Annotated in this window: 18 protein-coding genes; 10 read left to right on the top strand and 8 right to left on the bottom strand. The window is 45.4% G+C overall.

Annotation, left to right across the window (positions count from 1 at the left end):
- Positions 1-322: 322 nt before the first annotated feature.
- On the top strand, positions 323-1,588 hold the full coding sequence (locus ACEW9J_RS03165) for a M16 family metallopeptidase (protein WP_373543691.1): 1,266 nt from the start codon (positions 323-325) through the stop codon (positions 1,586-1,588).
- Between the two features lie 38 nt (positions 1,589-1,626).
- Here ACEW9J_RS03165 and ACEW9J_RS03170 read toward each other — a convergent pair whose 3' ends face one another.
- Positions 1,627-2,295, bottom strand: coding sequence for a ComF family protein (locus ACEW9J_RS03170; protein ID WP_373543692.1), 669 nt, complete (start codon positions 2,293-2,295; stop codon positions 1,627-1,629).
- A 460-nt stretch (positions 2,296-2,755) separates the two neighbouring features.
- Between ACEW9J_RS03170 and ACEW9J_RS03175 the strand changes: the two genes are divergently transcribed.
- From ACEW9J_RS03175 to ACEW9J_RS03195, 5 genes are read left to right on the top strand one after another with little or no spacing between them, the layout of a single operon-like run.
- Positions 2,756-3,187 (top strand): hypothetical protein, encoded by a 432-nt coding sequence (locus ACEW9J_RS03175; RefSeq protein WP_373543693.1) that lies wholly within the window; start codon positions 2,756-2,758, stop codon positions 3,185-3,187.
- A gap of 6 nt (positions 3,188-3,193) precedes the next feature.
- Positions 3,194-4,309: a DegT/DnrJ/EryC1/StrS family aminotransferase gene (locus tag ACEW9J_RS03180; protein ID WP_373543694.1), complete on the top strand. Its 1,116-nt coding sequence runs from the start codon at positions 3,194-3,196 to the stop codon at positions 4,307-4,309.
- Complete coding sequence (locus ACEW9J_RS03185; protein ID WP_373543695.1) at positions 4,306-5,136, top strand: methyltransferase, TIGR04325 family; 831 nt, start codon at positions 4,306-4,308, stop codon at positions 5,134-5,136. Before ACEW9J_RS03180 ends, ACEW9J_RS03185 begins: the two co-directional genes overlap by 4 nt.
- Entirely contained in the window at positions 5,136-5,927 is a 792-nt protein-coding gene (locus ACEW9J_RS03190) for a class I SAM-dependent methyltransferase (protein ID WP_373543696.1), read from the top strand. Before ACEW9J_RS03185 ends, ACEW9J_RS03190 begins: the two co-directional genes overlap by 1 nt.
- Entirely contained in the window at positions 5,928-7,142 is a 1,215-nt protein-coding gene (locus ACEW9J_RS03195) for a glycosyltransferase family 4 protein (protein ID WP_373543697.1), read from the top strand.
- 38 nt (positions 7,143-7,180) lie between these two features.
- On the opposite strand, the gene ACEW9J_RS03200 is transcribed toward ACEW9J_RS03195, so the two are convergent.
- From ACEW9J_RS03200 to tyrS, 3 genes are read right to left on the bottom strand one after another with little or no spacing between them, the layout of a single operon-like run.
- Positions 7,181-7,438, bottom strand: coding sequence for a S4 domain-containing protein (locus ACEW9J_RS03200; protein ID WP_373543698.1), 258 nt, complete (start codon positions 7,436-7,438; stop codon positions 7,181-7,183).
- The gene (locus ACEW9J_RS03205; protein WP_373543699.1) at positions 7,435-7,566 is read right to left on the bottom strand and encodes a hypothetical protein; all 132 of its coding nucleotides are present in this window, start codon (positions 7,564-7,566) and stop codon (positions 7,435-7,437) included. Before ACEW9J_RS03205 ends, ACEW9J_RS03200 begins: the two co-directional genes overlap by 4 nt.
- Before the next feature lie 50 nt (positions 7,567-7,616).
- Positions 7,617-8,852 (bottom strand): tyrosine--tRNA ligase, encoded by a 1,236-nt coding sequence (gene tyrS / locus ACEW9J_RS03210; protein ID WP_373543700.1) that lies wholly within the window; start codon positions 8,850-8,852, stop codon positions 7,617-7,619.
- A 211-nt stretch (positions 8,853-9,063) separates the two neighbouring features.
- On the opposite strand from tyrS, the gene ACEW9J_RS03215 reads away from it, so the two are divergent.
- Positions 9,064-10,980 carry a transglycosylase domain-containing protein gene (locus tag ACEW9J_RS03215; protein WP_373543701.1) on the top strand — a complete coding sequence of 639 codons (1,917 nt, stop codon included), beginning with the start codon at positions 9,064-9,066 and terminating at the stop codon, positions 10,978-10,980.
- Positions 10,981-11,094: 114 nt separating this feature from the next.
- On the opposite strand, the gene ACEW9J_RS03220 is transcribed toward ACEW9J_RS03215, so the two are convergent.
- Positions 11,095-11,412: a DUF1825 family protein gene (locus tag ACEW9J_RS03220; RefSeq protein WP_373543702.1), complete on the bottom strand. Its 318-nt coding sequence runs from the start codon at positions 11,410-11,412 to the stop codon at positions 11,095-11,097.
- 127 nt (positions 11,413-11,539) lie between these two features.
- Here ACEW9J_RS03220 and ACEW9J_RS03225 point away from each other — a divergent pair, with 127 nt between their 5' ends.
- The 3 genes from ACEW9J_RS03225 to ACEW9J_RS03235 all read left to right on the top strand — a co-directional run bounded on the left by ACEW9J_RS03225 (position 11,540) and on the right by ACEW9J_RS03235 (position 13,430).
- Positions 11,540-11,914 (top strand): NINE protein, encoded by a 375-nt coding sequence (locus ACEW9J_RS03225; protein ID WP_373543703.1) that lies wholly within the window; start codon positions 11,540-11,542, stop codon positions 11,912-11,914.
- Positions 11,915-12,151: 237 nt separating this feature from the next.
- The gene (locus ACEW9J_RS03230; RefSeq protein WP_373543704.1) at positions 12,152-12,721 is read left to right on the top strand and encodes an NADPH-dependent FMN reductase; all 570 of its coding nucleotides are present in this window, start codon (positions 12,152-12,154) and stop codon (positions 12,719-12,721) included.
- Between the two features lie 217 nt (positions 12,722-12,938).
- On the top strand, positions 12,939-13,430 hold the full coding sequence (locus tag ACEW9J_RS03235; RefSeq protein ID WP_373543741.1) for a helix-hairpin-helix domain-containing protein: 492 nt from the start codon (positions 12,939-12,941) through the stop codon (positions 13,428-13,430).
- 106 nt (positions 13,431-13,536) lie between these two features.
- Here ACEW9J_RS03235 and cobD read toward each other — a convergent pair whose 3' ends face one another.
- The 3 genes from cobD to ACEW9J_RS03250 form a co-directional block, all read right to left on the bottom strand.
- Complete coding sequence (cobD, locus tag ACEW9J_RS03240) at positions 13,537-14,610, bottom strand: threonine-phosphate decarboxylase CobD (RefSeq protein WP_373543705.1); 1,074 nt, start codon at positions 14,608-14,610, stop codon at positions 13,537-13,539.
- Between the two features lie 35 nt (positions 14,611-14,645).
- On the bottom strand, positions 14,646-14,930 hold the full coding sequence (locus tag ACEW9J_RS03245; protein WP_373543742.1) for an HU family DNA-binding protein: 285 nt from the start codon (positions 14,928-14,930) through the stop codon (positions 14,646-14,648).
- A gap of 461 nt (positions 14,931-15,391) precedes the next feature.
- Positions 15,392-17,461 carry a secretin and TonB N-terminal domain-containing protein gene (locus ACEW9J_RS03250; protein ID WP_373543706.1) on the bottom strand — a complete coding sequence of 690 codons (2,070 nt, stop codon included), beginning with the start codon at positions 17,459-17,461 and terminating at the stop codon, positions 15,392-15,394.
- Between the last annotated feature and the right edge of the window lie 14 nt (positions 17,462-17,475).

Below are 17,475 nucleotides of genomic sequence, written 5' to 3' on the forward strand. Positions count from 1 at the left end.
CCGAAAGCCATTCAAGAAATTGATTATCGATCCCTTCCCAGATCGAGTGAACAGGGAAGGGTCATTCTTTTTTGAGCCATCCGCTCAACCCTGCTTGACAACTGCACTTGCGCCTTAACTTGTCACGAATCGGGGAACCCGACCAAACAAATAGAGCACCTTTTCAAGACGGGCGGACTTCGCACCACTAGCAGCGGTTTCAACCGCTGAGAGTGTAGGCAACTTGGATTAAGTAGATGCCACCGCGATCGGCAGACAATACCGAATATGGTGTAGCTTGGATCGTGAACCGTGAATTTAATATCTAGCATTATTCTCATTGATGATTAATCCCCCTATTCACCGCAGCCAGTTAGCAAATGGCATCACAATTCTGACGATCGCCAATCCCAGTGCCGATATAGTTTCTGGGCGATTTTTTATTCAGGCTGGAAGTCGATGGGAAACCGCCGCACAAGCTGGATTAGCCCAACTGCTGACATCTGTAATGATGAAGGGGACAGATCGACTCTCAGCCGCAGAAATTGCCGATCGAGTAGAATCAGTCGGGGCTGGACTGGGCGCAGAGACAACAACAGATTATATCAAGTTGAGTCTCAAGACTGTGAAGTTAGATTTGGTAGATATCTTCAAGTTAGCGGGCGAAATACTCAGAACCCCGAACTTTCTAGACACCCAGATCGAACTCGAACGCAAGCTGATCCTTCAAGCAATTCGATCGCAGACAGAGCAACCATTTAATAATGCTTATCGACAACTGCGGACGGCACTATATGGCACACATCCCTACTCGCGATCGAGCCTTGGAACTACGAGCACAATGGCTCAAATTACCCGCCAGGACTTGGTTGATTATCATCAGACTCATATTCGACCCGATCGACTAATCATCAGCCTTGCTGGGCGAATTACCCCCGCTGAAGCGATCGATTTAGCGACCAAAGTATTTGGAGATTGGGAAATCCCCAACATCGCTGCACCAACTCTAGTGACTGAGCCTGTCACGACTCAGCCCCAGTATCAAGTAGAGCATCAAGCCACCCAACAAGCGATCGTCATGTTGGGCTACCTCGCGCCACCCGTTCACGATCCTGACTGCATCGCCCTCAAACTGATCGATAGCTACCTGAGCAATGGGATGTCTAGTCGCTTGTTTGTAGAGATGCGGGAAAAACGGGGACTAGCCTATGATGTATCGGCATTTTATCCCACTAGACTGGATACTTCTCACTTTGCCGTGTATATGGGCACAGCCGCCAGCAATACCCAGATTGCCGTCAGCGGTTTACGTGCAGAAGTCGATCGATTGTGCCTCGAACCGCTCTCTGCCGCTGAAATCCAAACCGCCAAAGATAAGCTGCTCGGACAATATGCCCTGGGGAAACAAACTAATGGACAGTTGGCTCAGACATATGGTTGGTACGAGTTATTAGGATTAGGCGTAGATTTTGATACCCAGTTTAGTCAAGCCATCCAACAGCTTACATCAGTTCAACTCCAAGCCACCGCTGACAAATATCTCAGCGAACCCTATATTTCGATCGTTAGTCCTCAGGAAAATGGCGCGGTTGAGGTTGTCACAGGGTGAATTGATAATTAATAATTGATAATTGATAATTAATTAATTTAATCATCGCGGCCAGTGGCGATGACAGCGACGCCGCAAACCTCAATCTGAGTCGATCGCAAGACTGATGCCGCCGATCGCACCGTTGCGCCTGTAGTGTAGATATCGTCGATCAATAATACCGTAGAGCCAGGTTTTAGGGACGAGCGCACTAGGGCAAAGGCACCTGCAACATTTTCCTGACGGGCCGATTTGGATAGTCCAAATTGTGCGACAGTCGATCGAGTCCGTTGTAGACTCAGATCTAATTTAGCACCTGTAGCCCGACTAAAACTTCGAGCTATCGATTCGGCTTGATTGAAGCCACGACTAGCAAGTTTTTCGGGATGGAGCGGGATGGGGATGACGACTAATTTAGTTGGGATATTTATCGGTGATTTTTGCCAACTAGCAGCCAGCCATTCTCCGTAGCTATTACCGATCGAATGATGACCGTCGTATTTTAACTTAGCCATCGATCTTTTGACCGCGCCTTCATATTTGCCCCATGCAAATAGTGGTAAATCGCCCTGCCAATATTGAGCCGGATCGAGTAATTGAGACTCTTGTAGTTGGCGGTGGCAATATTTACAAAAAGTATCCGTAGCTGTCCGATCGCACAACGGACAATTCGGCTTGAGGAATAAATTTAAGGCTTGACCTCGGAATAATTGCCAAAAACTAAGCATTAGCTTTGTATTTTATGATACTTGTCAACAATACGCTCATGTATTTTACTTCACACAATTACCGATTAGCTAACATTTTTTAAATAGATAGTTACAAAAATTTATGAAATTAGAATTACTCTGAGATCTAGCTGGTGATTGCTGTTTGGTCTTTACTATAATTACATTCAGTTCTCGATCGAAGCATTAATATCATCAGAACAGTGCCATGTTGCCAGACAGATCGTGTTTCTAGCTAGCAACAATATTCAGCAATTTGGCTGATTGTAATGATTATAATTAAGCAAAATAGTCGATAAGCTCAGTGCGGATTTATACGTTTTTATTTAAAGTGATACATTATAATAGATGGTGTTAAAGCAATCAGCGAATGTTTTTGCGACGAAACCATATCCGATCTGTCTCCAAAAAACAATTAGTATAGGCAGCTATTGAATGCTGTCCAGGGTAAGTATTTGAAATGATGGAACAAATTATCGATCGAAACCAGCTTCTAGCTCTGATTGTTTCTGATAAATTCGACAAGCCAGGAACCCATTTCTTCACAGACAGTTCGCTATCTCAACAATTAGCTTACATGCGTCACCCAGTTGGTAAAGTTATTCAACCCCATATTCACAATCCTGTCCCGCGTGAAGTCCAGTATACGCAGGAAGTGTTATTTATCAAAAAAGGCAAGCTGCGGGTAGATTTATACGACGACCGACAACAGTATATTGCCAGTCGGATTCTAGTTTCGGGAGATGTCATCCTGTTAGCTACAGGCGGTCATGGTTTTGAAGTTATCGAAGAAGTCGAGATGATTGAAGTCAAGCAAGGTCCCTATGTGGGAGATCGAGATCGAACTTCTTTTATGGGCATTTCAGCAGAGCAGTCTAATGTTAACGGCTAGTTACTCGTGAATCTAATTCCAGTTAACGAACCCCTGTTAGATGGTAACGAGCAGAAATATTTGGCTGAGTGTATTACAACTGGCTGGATTTCGTCGGAAGGGCCATTTGTAAAAAGATTTGAATCTCAACTTGCGGCTAGAGTCGATCGCAAGTATGGGATCGCCGTTAGTAATGGTTCTGGTGCTCTAGATATTGCGATCGCGGCGTTGGGCATCGGTCGCGGTGATGAAGTCATTTTACCCACCTTCACAATTATCTCCTGTGCGGCGGCAATCGTCCGTGCGGGAGCGACTCCAGTAGTCGTAGATGCCGATCCTGTGACCTGGAACATGGATATCAGCCAGATTGAGGCAAAAATTACCCCTCGGACTAAAGCCATTATGGTGGTGCATATCTATGGATTACCCGTAGATATGGATGAGATCTCGCGATTAGCCGCTAAATATGGTTTATTAGTAATTGAAGACGCTGCGGAAATGCACGGACAGACCTATCGAGATCGTCCCTGCGGGAGCTTCGGCGACCTGAGCACCTTTAGTTTCTATGCCAATAAGCACATCACGACAGGCGAAGGGGGAATAGTCGTCACCGACGATCCTGAAATTGCCGAGCGGTGCCGATCCTTACGAAACCTCTGCTTCGAGCCGCAGCAGCGATTTGTTCATCAAGAACTGGGTTGGAATCTGCGGATGAGTAATCTACATGCCGCCGTGGGCGTGGCTCAACTGGAACGATTGGATGAGTTTGTGGCGAGAAAACGCGCTATGGGTCGGTATTATACAGAATTACTCGCAGATATCCCCAGTATCGAGCTACCATTAGCAAAAACGGACTATGCCGAAAATATTTATTGGGTATATGGCATCGTCCTCAAAGCTGAAGTACCCTTTGATGCGAAAGTCGTGATGCAGAAACTAGCCGCAGGGCAGATTGGCACTCGTCCGTTTTTTTGGTGTATGCACGAGCAACCTGTCTTTGCCAAAATGGGATTATTTGCAGGAGTATCCTGCCCTGTTGCCGAACGATTGGCGCGGCGTGGTTTCTATCTGCCTAGTGGGATGGCATTAACAGAGTCACAGATCGATCGAGTTAGTAGCTCACTCAGGGAGATTTTGAAATGAAAGAAATTATTAGAAAAATTTCCCCGCTTAAAAAAGCATACGATCGATATGCAGCAGCAAAGTATAAACAAAAGTTTGCCAACGATTGTTATGGGTGCTTTTGGGGCGTGTTTGATACTTTTGAAGAAGCGATCGCCGCAGCACCACCGACTAAAAGTGTTGGCTATGATTGCGCCGATCTAGCTCAAGATTACAAAAAGATGCTCGGTGGTGGTAATTGGGAAGCTAGCAACTCAATGGTGAGATCGTTTGATTATCCAGTTTTGTACTGGCTCGATAAAATTATCCAGAGTCATGCAATCGATAAAATCAAGTTTTTCGACTTTGGTGGTAATTTAGGCATTCATTTCTTGAGCTATTCAAATTACCTAAAATTTCCTAACGATCTGCGCTGGATCGTCTGCGATCTGCCTGAAATAATTAAAGTTGGCATCTCAGAAAATCGAGATCCCAGATTGACTTTTACCCCTGACTTTGAATTAGCCAGTGGAAGTGATGTTTTTTTAGCATCAGGGTCGATTCAGTATGCTGAAGACATTGCCGTTAAAATAGATGGCTTGGAGCGAAAACCACAGCATGTCTTAATTAATAGATTAGGATTATATGAAGGTAAGAAAATTGTCACGCTTCAAAATGGCGGGAAAGTTTTTTATCCTCAGTATGTATTTAATAGAGCTGAATTTACCAATTCATTAATATCGATTGGCTATGAGTTAATCGATATCTGGGAAGATAATGTGGATAATTGTTATATTCCCTTCCACCCAGAAGTAGCTGTTCCCCATTACTATGGTCTTTACTTTAAATTAAATAATCAAGTAGAATAATGGCAATTTTCAGTAATTATGCTCGTTACTACGATCTGATGTATCAGGATAAGGATTATGTTGGTGAAGCTCAGTTCATTCATCGACTAATTCAGACTCATGCACCCACCACTACCACCATCCTCGAACTCGGCTGTGGCACGGGCAATCACGCGATGCTATTGGCGAAAGAAGGCTATCAGGTTCATGGTGTGGATCTGAGTCACGAGATGTTAGGCTATGCTAACCAACGATGCGATCGATTGTCCCCAGCATTAGCGACAAAATTACAATTTAGTCAAGGCGATTTGCGTCAAGTTAGACTCGTTGGCGTAGCCTCTCAGAATGAGAATCGCCAATTTGATGTTGTGTTATCCTTATTTCATGTAATTAGTTATCAAACCAATAATGAAGATTTATTAGCTGCATTTGAAACTGCTAAAGCTCATCTGGTTCCAGGTGGAATCCTGATCTTTGATGTCTGGTATGGCCCCGCTGTATTGAGTGAGCCGCCGACGGTAAGAATCAAACGCCTAGAAGATCGGTCTATTCAAGTAACTAGGATTGCCGAGCCTGTCATGGAGCCGAATAAAAATTTGGTAGATGTTAATTATCATATCTTTATCAAAGATTTAGTTAGTAATAAGATCGATGAAATCAAAGAAGTCCACACGATGCGCTACTTATTTAGACCCGAACTAGAATTATTATTAGATCGACTCCAAATGCAGATTGTTGAGAGTCGAGAGTGGTTAACCGATCGTCAGCCAGGACTTAACACATGGGGAGTTTATTTTATAGTCAGAATCTAAATGGAAGTAGCTTTATTTGTCAGTTGTCAAGTTCCAGAAGCTGGTGGAAGCTTTACTTTTGAAAGTCAGTTATTAGATACATTATTACAATTACATGCGAAGAGTAGGCATACATTTATTTTATATGTATCGGCAAAGGAAATACCTACTTATCTATTGGAAAGCTCCCTGCAAATAGTACCTTGTTATCTCTCAAAAAGAGCTAAAATTAAATTAGCAGTACTTGCAACGATCGCAGCCATCATACACAAGATTCGACATCCGATCGCTCGATTCTCAGTTAAAAAATGGCGAGAGCAACACCTCCTGAATTTATTAAAGATACATCAGATCGATCTCACTTTATCGCTCGAACCCAACTTTCATACTCTAGAGTACCCTTACATAACTACTATTTGGGATTTGCAACACAAGCTCCAATCATACTTTCCAGAAGTTAGTGCCGATGGAGAATGGGATCGTAGAGAAGAATTGTATACAAAAATGCTCGGACGTGCTGTGTGCATCATTACAGGAACAGAGACGGGTAAGGCAGAAATTGAAAAGTTCTATCAGATTCCGGCTGAAAGAATTAAAGTAATTCCATTTTTTACACCCCAATTTGCATTAACTACCAAGCAAATAGATCGAGATGCGATCGCCAAATATGCTCTCCCAGATCGATACTTATTTTATCCCGCTCAATTTTGGCCCCATAAAAATCATATCGGTTTGCTACTCGCGATAAAATGTCTCAAGGAAAAATATAATTTAGAATTCTCGTTAGTGCTGGTTGGTGCTGACAAAGGAGCTAAATCCCATGTCATCGATATGACAAAAGAACTCGATCTATCAAAGCAGGTACATTTACTAGATTTTGTGCCTCAAGCAGATATGGCACCACTCTATCGCCATGCTTTTGCGTTAGTCTTTGTCACTTTTTTTGGCCCTGATAATTTTCCACCGCTCGAAGCAATGGCATTAGGCTGTCCAGTCATTGCTTCAAATGTGTCGGGTGCCAAAGAGCAATTGGCAGACGCAGCGATCCTAGTCGATCCCACACAGCCAGAGGCAATTGCACTGGCGATAAAGTCTTTAGCTGAAGATCCGAGCTTACGTCACAATCTGATTGAAAGTGGTTTAAAAAGAGCAAATCAGTGGACTGCTAAAGATTATATCAGAGAAGTTTTTTCGGCAATCGATGATTTTGAAGCAATTAGATGCAACTGGAAATAGTTGGTTGCAGTGATTAGCAGATCGAATACTAATCGATGCTAGTCCACTAGCTTTTTACCAACTTGCAGCACTTTACCCACCAACAATAATGAATTGGGATAAGTGATTTCGATATCTGTAATTAGTTGTCCGTCTAATTTGACTGCACCGCCCTGAATTTGCCGTTTAGCATCGTTGCTACCAGAACACAAGCCGCTAGCAGCCAAGATCTGGAAGATTTTAGCAGGGAAATTTAGCTCGGCAATTGAGAATTCGGGGATACTTTCGCCACCTGCATTTTGACCTGTGGTAATCAATGCGATCGAGTCGGCTTGAGCTTGAGAAACGTATTCAATCCAAATAACAGTCCAACATTAATTGAATTCGAGCGATAATTTGTTGGTGGGCAGTGCTTACGAAATTCTGCTGGGGAGAGATTGTTCATTGAAGTCGATCTGAGTGGAGTTGATTTGAGTTGGGCTATTTATAGCTAACCTAATTCACCAACCGTTTGAACCGCTTTTTGCCTACCTGCAACACCTTTCCCACCAATCCCGCAGCATCATCATAGGTGAGTTCGATGTTATCGATCGACTGTCCATCCAACTTCACCGCACCACCTTGAATTTGACGTTTGGCATCGTTGCTACCAGAGCATAAGCCGCTAGCAGCTAAGATCTGGAAGATTCTAGCTGGGAAATCTATCTCGGCGATCGAGAATTCGAGGATACTTTCGCCACCTGCATTTTGACCTGTGGTAATCAGGGCGATCGAGTCGGCTTGAGCTTGGGTAGCTTGAGTTTGACCGTGGTATTGAGTGACTACCTCTAGGGCGAGGAGTTTTTGGGCTGCTCTGGGGTTCTCTGGCAGTCGATCGAGCGGCAAGTCAGTCAAGAGTGTAAAGTAATCTTTGATAGTGCTATCGGGCGTTTTCTCTAGCTTGGAGTACATACTCAGCGCATCTTCCCCCAATCCCACATAATTATTCAGGGATTTGGACATTTTTTGGACTCCATCGGTACCCAACAGAATTGGCATCAATAAACCGAATTGAGCTGTTTGTCCAAAATGACGTTGGAGATCTCGCCCAACTGCTAAATTAAACTTTTGGTCGGTACCGCCGAGTTCGACATCGGCTTTAACTGCTACAGAGTCGTAACCCTGCATCAACGGATAGAGAAATTCGTGCAAGAAGATCGGGTTTTCCCGTTCGTAGCGCGTAGCAAAACCTTCCTTGGCGATCATTTGTCCCACAGTCATCGTAGACAGGAGTTCGAGCGTTTCGCCTAGATCTAACTTGGATAACCATTCGGAATTGTAACGGACTTCCAAGCGTCCAGGCGTATCAAAATCGAGAATCGGACGCACTCGATCGAGATAAGCTAAGGCATTATTGGTAACTTCTTCAGGTGTCAATTGCTTACGGACTTCTGATTTACCAGTCGGATCGCCGATCCGCGCGGTGAAGTCACCAATAATTAATACTGCCGTATGTCCGGCATCTTGGAAAGATCTGAGCTTCCGTAGGGGAATACTATGACCAAGATGAATATCTGCACCAGTCGGATCGATACCGAGTTTCACCCGTAATGGTCGATCGGTTTGAGCTAGTCGCTGGGATAGATTTTCAGCCGGATCGGCAGAATTTGGCTGATGGGGAAAAATCTCAGTCACACCCCGAAATAACCAATCGAACCGATCTGATACTGGCACGGATACACTCACAGTCATATATGTAGATGAAAATCGAACGGAATCTCAAAACAGTTGCACGTTAAGCTTATTATAGTTACCACGTCAACTGAAATATTTTTAGCTGCTTGTTAATATTACAAGCAACAAAGACTGAGTGCGTCGTCATCTAGTCTACGATCGTACTTATCCTATCCGCGCCTCACCCACTTTGAATTGATTGTCCCTAATTTGAGAGAGAAAGATCCTAGTGTCATCTAGAGCTTTAAATAAAAAGAAACCGCAACCGCTCGATCCTAAGCCAGATGGTGGGAGGTTCTTGGGCGGTATCGGTCAGATTGCTGGTGGTACGATCCTCGGTATCACCATGCTCACTAGTTCGATCGTAGCTGGCGGATTGGTAGGCTTGGCGATGAGCTTCCGCAACCTTCCAGATGTGCGCGTCTTACGCAGCTACACACCGACTGAGACGACCTATATTTACGATGTCAAAGGGGTGCAACTTGCTAGCCTCCATGATGAAGCTAATCGCGAAGTCGTCCCGATCGACCGGATTTCGCCAAATTTAAAACGTGCAGTACTCGCGATCGAAGATAGTCACTTTTATTACCATCAAGGTGTCAATCTCACTGGAGTAGGACGCGCCATCACCACCAATTTTAGAAAAGGTGGTGTGAGCGAAGGTGGTTCGACGATCACAATGCAGTTGATCAAAAACTTATTCCTCTCCCAAAAACGACAATTTAGCCGCAAGTTAGCCGAAGCAGTACTTTCGATCCGACTCGAACAGATTTTCCGCAAAGATGAAATCCTCGAAATGTACCTCAATCAAGTCTATTGGGGACACAATAACTACGGGGTGGAAACTGCCGCTCAGAGCTATTTTAATAAACACGCCTCGGAACTTAATCTCGCAGAAGGCGCAATGATGGCAGGTGCGATCGCCGCCCCAGAAAAATATAGTCCCTTCATCAATTTCAAAGTAGCTAAACAGCGTCAAGAACAAGTCCTCGCCAGGATGCTAGAACTCAAATGGATTACCCCAGCCGAGGAAAAACAGGCGAGGGAATCTAAAATTAAACTCGGTAAGATCAAAACTTGGCAGAGTAGTAAACTACCCTATGTCACTGATGCGGCGATCGAAGAACTCAATCAACGTTTTGGGCGAGAAAACGTCCGCAAAGGCGGAATGCGGATTCAGACGACGATCGATTATAATTTCCAAATCGCTGCCCAAAAAGTTGTCCAAAACGCCTATGAGCGGATGGGGCGCAATAAATATCAAATCAGCTTAGTCGCGATCGATCCGCGCACTCACTTTGTCAAGGCGATGGTGGGTGGCGTAGATTACAAAAAAAGTAATTTTAACCGCGCCATCTACGCCAATCGTCAACCAGGTTCGTCGTTCAAACCCTTTGTTTACTACACCGCCTTTGCTACTGGGAAATTCTCGCCAGAGTCAATAGTCTATGATAGCCCCGTTCGCTATCGCGATGGTAGTGGCTACTACTCGCCCCGTAACTATAATGGCGGCTATTCTGGCCCGATGAGTGTGCGGAACGCGCTGATGGTGTCCGCAAACGTCCCAGCAGTGAAAATGGGTAAAGAGGTAGGACTAGACAAAGTGATCCAAACTTGTCGGACACTAGGCATCAAAAGCCCGATCGAACCTGTTGTATCCTTACCATTAGGGGCGATTGGCGTGACACCGATCGAAATGACTGGCGCATTTGCCACATTTGCCAGTAATGGTTGGCAATCGGAGACTACCACGATCCTCCGCGTGACCGATAGCGACGGGAATATTTTGCTGGACAATACGCCCCAACCCAAGCTAGTACTCAACTCCTGGGCAACAGCACAGATCAACAGTGCGCTCCAATCAGTAGTCAGTGGCGGTACTGGTAAAGCCGCCGCGATCGGTCGTCCAGCCGCCGGAAAAACTGGAACCACCTCCTCCGAACGAGATGTCTGGTTTGTGGGCTACGTGCCCCAGCTAGCCGCCTCTGTGTGGATTGGAAAAGATGACTACACCCCTCTGGGCGTAGGGGTAACAGGTGGTGCCTATGCCGCACCAATTTGGCAGAGTTTTATGCAGGAAGCTCTCAAAAATGAACCCGTAGAATCCTTCCCCCTTCCCGCCAAGTTCAAACGCCCAGGGAGTTAGGCTTTAGGCTTTAGGCTTTGGGTTTTAGGCTTTAGGCTTTAGGCTTTAGGAATTAGGCTTTGGGTTTTAGCTTGTAGGGTGTGTTAGCGACAGCGTAACGCACCGATTCAAGCTCTACTTATCTATTTCTAACTTCATCCGATCGAGAGTGAGATTCATTTGCTCGAACATTTGCATCGGAGTCATGCCGAATTGACTCATCTGAGTATTCATTTGCTCAACTGTCATCTTTGCCATGAAATCATCGGAGAGTTCAAACCGCTTCATAAAAATCTTGTAACGATCGAGTAATGTTTCCATTCGCTCAATAAATGCAATCTTGCCTTCGCGGTCGAATTTACCATATTTACCGCCCAATTGAGTCAGATGTTGATAATCTTCAAACAACTGTTTAGCTTCTTGTTGGATGACATCAGAATCAAAAAATCCCATGACAGATAATTATAGTAATAAGGTTAAACTGGAAAGTGAAGACACCCGCGATCGACACCACTACATATATTTTAGATCGGTCTCCAATCACTGAAAACTGCGGTTTCCCGTATGAGAGGATCGGTTAATGTTCGACCCCACTACAACCAAAAATCGACAAATCGCGATCGTCTTAGCCTTTGCTAGTATGACAACTCCGATCGCTGGATTTCACAAATTTTATTTAGGACAACCCGGATGGGGAATAGTTTATCTATTATTATCCTGGACACCGATTCCCCATATTGCTTCAGCGATCGAAGCTGTGTGGTATCTCACTCAAGACGATACCCGCTTTGGTAACAATTCCATCTCAGCTCCACAGTCCTCGCTCCCACTCCCACTGCATCCCATCAATACAGTCACCCAGTCGATCCGCGAGTTGGACAAACTCCGCGCCGATGGTTTGATCTCAGAATATGAATTCGAGCAAAAACGCCGTCAGTGGCTCGATCGAGCTTAGTCGATCTGTAGGGTGGGTAACGCATCATCTCAGCAATTCTCATTTTAAAACCACTGTACTAGTTCAGCGATTAAATCAGCTCAGGTGGTGACGAGAGAATCAGGGTTTCAAGAGTTTTATTTTTAAAAACCAAGCCTATCTCCAATCCCAATTTCCATAATGAGAATTGCTGGCATCATCTAGATTTCAAGCGACGATCGCGTTATAAATATTAATATCGCCCTACACTTCCATTTTATGGTAAAAATTGTTGGCATTGCAGGTAGTTTAAGACCAGACTCCCATAGCCAAATCGCTTTACAAATAGCTGCCCAAAAAGTCCAAGCTCTGGGCGCAGAAGTAGAGATTTTGGATTTGAGACAGATGGAGTTGCCATTTTGTGACGGCGGGAGTGACTATCCTAATTACCCTGATGTAAAAAGGATGCAGGAAGCTTTTAGTCGTGCTGATGGGCTAATTTTAGTCTCGCCAGAGTATCATGGTAGTATCAGTGGAGTGCTAAAAAATGCCTTAGATTTAATGAGTTTTGAACAGCTCTCCGGCAAAGTCGCTGGATTCATCAGTATTCTGGGTGGACAGAGCAATAGTAATGCCCTCAATGATTTGCGCCTAATTCTCCGCTGGGTTCATGCTTGGTCGATTCCCGAACAAGTAGCCATCGGACAAGCTTACCAAGCCTTTACACCTGAAGGTAAACTCGTAGATGAGAAACTCTCACACCGCCTCGATCTATTCGCTCAAAGCTTGGTTGAGAATACTCGTAAATTGAGAGGAATCGATCTTACTCCCGAACCTGTGTCAACTTAGACATCTAGCGTAGGGGGTGAATGGTGAATGGTGAATGGTGGATAGTGAATTATGATGTCTATTTCTTGAGTGGGAAGAAAGTAAGATCGATCTTCAGTCCAATTTATCCAGCTCGATATTCCCAGCACCCCAAACTCTTCAATTCAAAATCCAAAATCCAAAATCCAAAATCCAAGTGACACATGATTCTTTTCGTACCGTACAGTTTCTATTAAAAATGTCCTTGCGATCGCGTATTGCTGAAGACCCTTATTATCGGTTCAAGTCAGCTTTTGAGATTGCTGTCGCTGCCGATTTGGGGGTGAGAATTGATGTTAATCAAGCTAGTGTAGATGACTGGTTGCGCTTACCAGGGATTTCGATCCATCAAGCACGTCAATTAGTAGCTTTGAGCCAAGCTGGAGTGGCTTTTTATGCGATTTCCGATCTGGCTGCCGCGCTAAATATACCCCTGCCCAGACTTCAGTGGTTGGCTCCAGTATTGAGTTTTCAGTATTACGATCGCTCGTCTGCGCTACCATCGATCGCGATCGATCGAGCATCAGCAGATGAATTAGTCCAGATCCCCCAAATTTCCCCAGAATTAGCAGCTGAAATTATCGCCGAACGCGAACAGGGTGGCAAGTTTACAGATTTAGTTAATCTCCAACAACGGCTGAAATTATCTGGCGAATCGATCGGTCAATTGATGCACTATCTACAATTTTAGTAAGTCTATTGAGATGATTCGTAGTTCTTTACCCCACCCCAGCCCTCCCCATATAAAGGGGAGGGAGCAAGAGCCTCCCCTTTATAAGAGGGGTTGGGGGGTAACTCTAAACCGATCGCAATGCCGCCAGTAGTCGATCGTTCTCCTCGATCGTCCGCACTGCAACACGAAAAAACCGATCGCCAAGTTCGGGAAAACTCATACAGTCGCGAATCAGGATTTGGTGCTGTTGGAGCAGTTTGGTTTGGATTTCGACAGCAGAACGATCGGATTTGACGAGGATAAAATTCGCCGCACCAGGATAGGGGTGAAAGCCTGATATCTGCGTCAATCCTGCAAACAAGCGGTTGCGAGCGATCGCCAGCCAGTCCCACGTTTGCTGTTGAAATTGGGTATCGGGCAACACTGCGATTGCGGCGGCGGCGGCTAGAGTGTTGACGGGCCAAGGGTCGCGCCAACTTTTCCACAGCCGCAATCTATCTGGATGGGCGATACAGTAGCCCAATCGCAATCCTGGCAAACTATAGAATTTTGTCAGCGATCGCAAGATGACGAGGTTGGGATATTGGGTAATAGAGGGGATTAAACTTTGCTGTTCAGAGCGGGGTAGAAAGTCCATGAAGGACTCGTCAACCACGACTAGTTTAAATTTGTCCAAATACGGCAGGATTGTCTCCTGTCGGTAAATTTGCCCAGTCGGATTGTGCGGATTATTGACGATCAGTCCGAGCGAATGCGGGATATCAACAGGGAGGTGGCGGAGGGCAAAATCTAGATCGCCAATTTCGCCATCGTCCATCATCATCGATCGAGCAATGATTCTGGTACCGAAGGTTTGGAGCGATCGCCAATAGTCTCCAAAGGCTGGTGTAGGGATCAGGGTGGTGTTGAGTTTGGAAAACTCCCAACCTGCCCAAGTCAAAAGTTCTGCCGCCCCATTGCCTGGTAATACCCAGTCAGGATCGATATGATGATGATCCGCGATCGCCTGACAAAGTTCGGGATAATCGGGATTGGGATAGCTAGTGAGCGAATCTATGTGCAGCTTGATGGCAGTCAGAGCCGATGGAGGAGGTCCCAACGGACTGATACTCGCCGAAAAATCTAAGATCAGAGAGGGGGGACAGCCCGCTACTGTAGCTGCCCAGGTCGGGTTCCCCCCATGTTTTGGTCGATTCAAGGAATATTTCCGAGTGTAAATTCAGCTAAATCGGTCTAGTCGTCGTCAGCAGAAACTTTGTCTTTGAACAATTTACCAGCAGAGAATGCGGGCACCTTAGTTGCGGGAATTTCCATTTTCTCGCCAGTTCTAGGATTGCGACCTTCACGTTTTTGGCGATTTCTGGGTTCAAAGGAACCAAATCCTACCAGAGTAACTTTGTCACCTTTAGATACAGCTTCCATAATTGCTTCCAATGCTGCTGACAACACTGTGTCGGCTTGCTTTTTGGTTACGCTAGCTGTTTCTGCTACTCTATCGACTAATTCACCTTTATTCATGTGTAAATCTCCGTTGATGTTGTTGTTGATGTGACACGGTAACTCGATGAGAGTTGGTGTCAATACCATAGTTGGTGGATTGGGCTTGATGCTGGGAAATGGCTCAGGCGCGGATTAATTCGCCCTTGACTGTTTCCGTGTTTCAAGCTTACATGCCTTCTGGCGACTTTGCGGCTTACCTTCACATGCTGTAATTGCTAGTTCAGTTTGCCATAAAGTTGCTGAAAGTCTGATGCAATATTAGTTCCACTGCATTATTTTAAGGTCTACAAGCCCAATCTGGATCGCTGAAAGCTTTAATTTATGTTGATTTTCATGATTTTACGTATTATTTATGGGGAATGTCGGCAAAATAGGGGTCTGGCAGCTCAGAAATGACGATGGGGAATCATCTATCATCCCAAATATTCGATCGCCAAACAGCCCAAACCCCAAATTCAGCACCCAATCTTTGAGTAGATTTATTTCCCAATCATCAATCTAGCATCGACTCCAGGTGTGTAATTGACCTGACCTCGGTTGTCATTGAGGATTTGAGGTGTAAGTAGGACTACAACCTCTTGGCGTTGGTTATTTTTGCTGGTACTGCGGAAGAGAGCACCGAGAAGGGGGATATCTCCTAAGATTGGCACTTTGGAGACACTGGTGCGCTCGGACTCTTGGATGATTCCCGATAAGATCAGGGTTTGACCGTCGCGGAGGCGAATTTCGCCAGAGTTGATCGTCCGTGACTGGAGCAGGCTAATATCACCGTCGGCAGTAGTTAAAGTACTACCGATCGAGGATATGGTAGGTGCTACACCAACGGAGACAAACCCATTATCATCAATCCGATTGACCAAGATTTCCAAACTCAAACCAGCTTGCTTGATGATTGGCTCTCTGGTACTCGTAGTTGCGCCTGTACCTGCCACAGTGTTGATTTTGAAGCCACCAAAGACATCTTGGGTCAGATTGACAGTAGATTTTTGACCTTCCTGAACTACCAGAGTAGGATCGGTCAAGATCTTGCCATTACCACTGATGATTTGGGCTTGGAGAGTAGACAGGAACTTGGTGGGAATTTGATAGTTGGTCGGCAATGCGTAAGTGACTGTGCCTGGAGTACCAGGAGTTACAGAACCAGGTGTGAGTTGCCCACCAAACCCGACCAGTTGACCTATTGAGTTGACGGCATAACCTGTGAGTTGTCCGCCTGGTGGAATAGATTGACCTGTTTGTGGGCTTACAAGTGAAGTTGTTCCGGTGTTAAATGTTGCTGCTGCATTATTGAAAGTTGGATTGACTACTGTGGGATTACCAGGGAGGGTATATGCCGTTGCACCAGGTTGATAGGGGTTTACTGTAGTCCCCAAATTCGGACGGGCGTTATTACCAGCTCCAATACTATTACCACTAGTTTGATCGCTTAAATTTGCATTAGGGTTGTAGTCCAAGAACGGAGAGTTACCACCAGGTAGATTGAGTGCGCCAATTGGTGGAGTCGTCGGGCTATTGAGCGTTTGAGCATTGGTAGCTGGATTGTAGCCACCATAGTTATAGACTGCGGCACCTTTATCGACCGAGAGGAAGCCATCACCCACCTTAAAGGATAGGCTATTGCTCATAGAGTTGAGGTTTGAGAGATTGACATCAACAATTTTGACATTGAGGGCGACTTGGCGGCGGCGACCATCTAGTCTAGTCAACATGCTAGTTGCCATCGCTACCTTGCGTGGAGAACCGATCAAAGTAACTGCATTGAGTCGTTCGTCAGTGCTAACTGCTAAACCTTTGAGCAAGAGTGGGCCATTACCTTCGGTGGCTTTGAGTGCCAAAATCTGCGGAGTGCGGGTTTCTACCGTACGCACAGATGCACCTGTACCTACTGTTTGAAAATCGACTTTAGTAAAAGAAATTTGGGTTTCTGCGCCTTGAGTGGTCAGGAAATTGGCAGCAGCAGCGGAAGTTACTTGATTCATCCGGAGGGTACGCACGATCGTTTCGCGCACCGAGTCAGGCAAGCGATTACCAACAAAGATGGTATTACCAATCCGATTTGCTTCTAATCCGCTCAGTTGAAGTACATAGTTAAAGGCATTTTGAACTGGTTCATTCCGCAGGTTGAGCGAAACAGTCGGATCGGCTGCTTTAGTTTTACCATCACCCTCGGCTCCATCAGCATAAGCTAGATTGAGATTTGCCGTTCGAGCCAATGACTCTAAAACCTCCCGTGCTGGAGTGTTTTTGAGTACCATATTGATGCGGGCGGTAGAATCCAGGCTGATGGGCGGAATCGCTGCATCGATATTGGATACGCTGATATCGCCTACTGGCGGCGCAACTGCACGCGGAATAGTTGGCGCATTCTCAATAGTGATTCTAGGATTGGGGACTAGAGGCTGTTGATTTTGAGTTTGAGCAACTAAATTGCTACTGGGATCTAGCTTGTCGGTTTGGGCGGGTTGTGATGCTTGGACATTGGTGACGGATAGTGCTGTTACCGCGCTACCCATGACAATGCTGGTAATAATCTGTTGATGTTTGCTCACTTTATAATCCTACT

The organism is Chamaesiphon sp., from assembly GCF_041737865.1.
Classification (GTDB): domain Bacteria; phylum Cyanobacteriota; class Cyanobacteriia; order Cyanobacteriales; family Chamaesiphonaceae; genus Chamaesiphon.

Coding starts and splice junctions, on each gene's coding strand:
- ACEW9J_RS03165 (WP_373543691.1), top strand. CDS start 323: ATGATTAATCCCCCTATTCACCGCAGCCAGTTAGCAAATGGCATCACA.
- ACEW9J_RS03170 (WP_373543692.1), bottom strand. CDS start 2,295: ATGCTTAGTTTTTGGCAATTATTCCGAGGTCAAGCCTTAAATTTATTC.
- ACEW9J_RS03175 (WP_373543693.1), top strand. CDS start 2,756: ATGATGGAACAAATTATCGATCGAAACCAGCTTCTAGCTCTGATTGTT.
- ACEW9J_RS03185 (WP_373543695.1), top strand. CDS start 4,306: ATGAAAGAAATTATTAGAAAAATTTCCCCGCTTAAAAAAGCATACGAT.
- ACEW9J_RS03190 (WP_373543696.1), top strand. CDS start 5,136: ATGGCAATTTTCAGTAATTATGCTCGTTACTACGATCTGATGTATCAG.
- ACEW9J_RS03195 (WP_373543697.1), top strand. CDS start 5,928: ATGGAAGTAGCTTTATTTGTCAGTTGTCAAGTTCCAGAAGCTGGTGGA.
- ACEW9J_RS03205 (WP_373543699.1), bottom strand. CDS start 7,566: ATGAACAATCTCTCCCCAGCAGAATTTCGTAAGCACTGCCCACCAACA.
- tyrS (WP_373543700.1), bottom strand. CDS start 8,852: ATGACTGTGAGTGTATCCGTGCCAGTATCAGATCGGTTCGATTGGTTA.
- ACEW9J_RS03220 (WP_373543702.1), bottom strand. CDS start 11,412: ATGGGATTTTTTGATTCTGATGTCATCCAACAAGAAGCTAAACAGTTG.
- ACEW9J_RS03225 (WP_373543703.1), top strand. CDS start 11,540: ATGTTCGACCCCACTACAACCAAAAATCGACAAATCGCGATCGTCTTA.
- ACEW9J_RS03230 (WP_373543704.1), top strand. CDS start 12,152: ATGGTAAAAATTGTTGGCATTGCAGGTAGTTTAAGACCAGACTCCCAT.
- ACEW9J_RS03235 (WP_373543741.1), top strand. CDS start 12,939: ATGTCCTTGCGATCGCGTATTGCTGAAGACCCTTATTATCGGTTCAAG.
- ACEW9J_RS03245 (WP_373543742.1), bottom strand. CDS start 14,930: ATGAATAAAGGTGAATTAGTCGATAGAGTAGCAGAAACAGCTAGCGTA.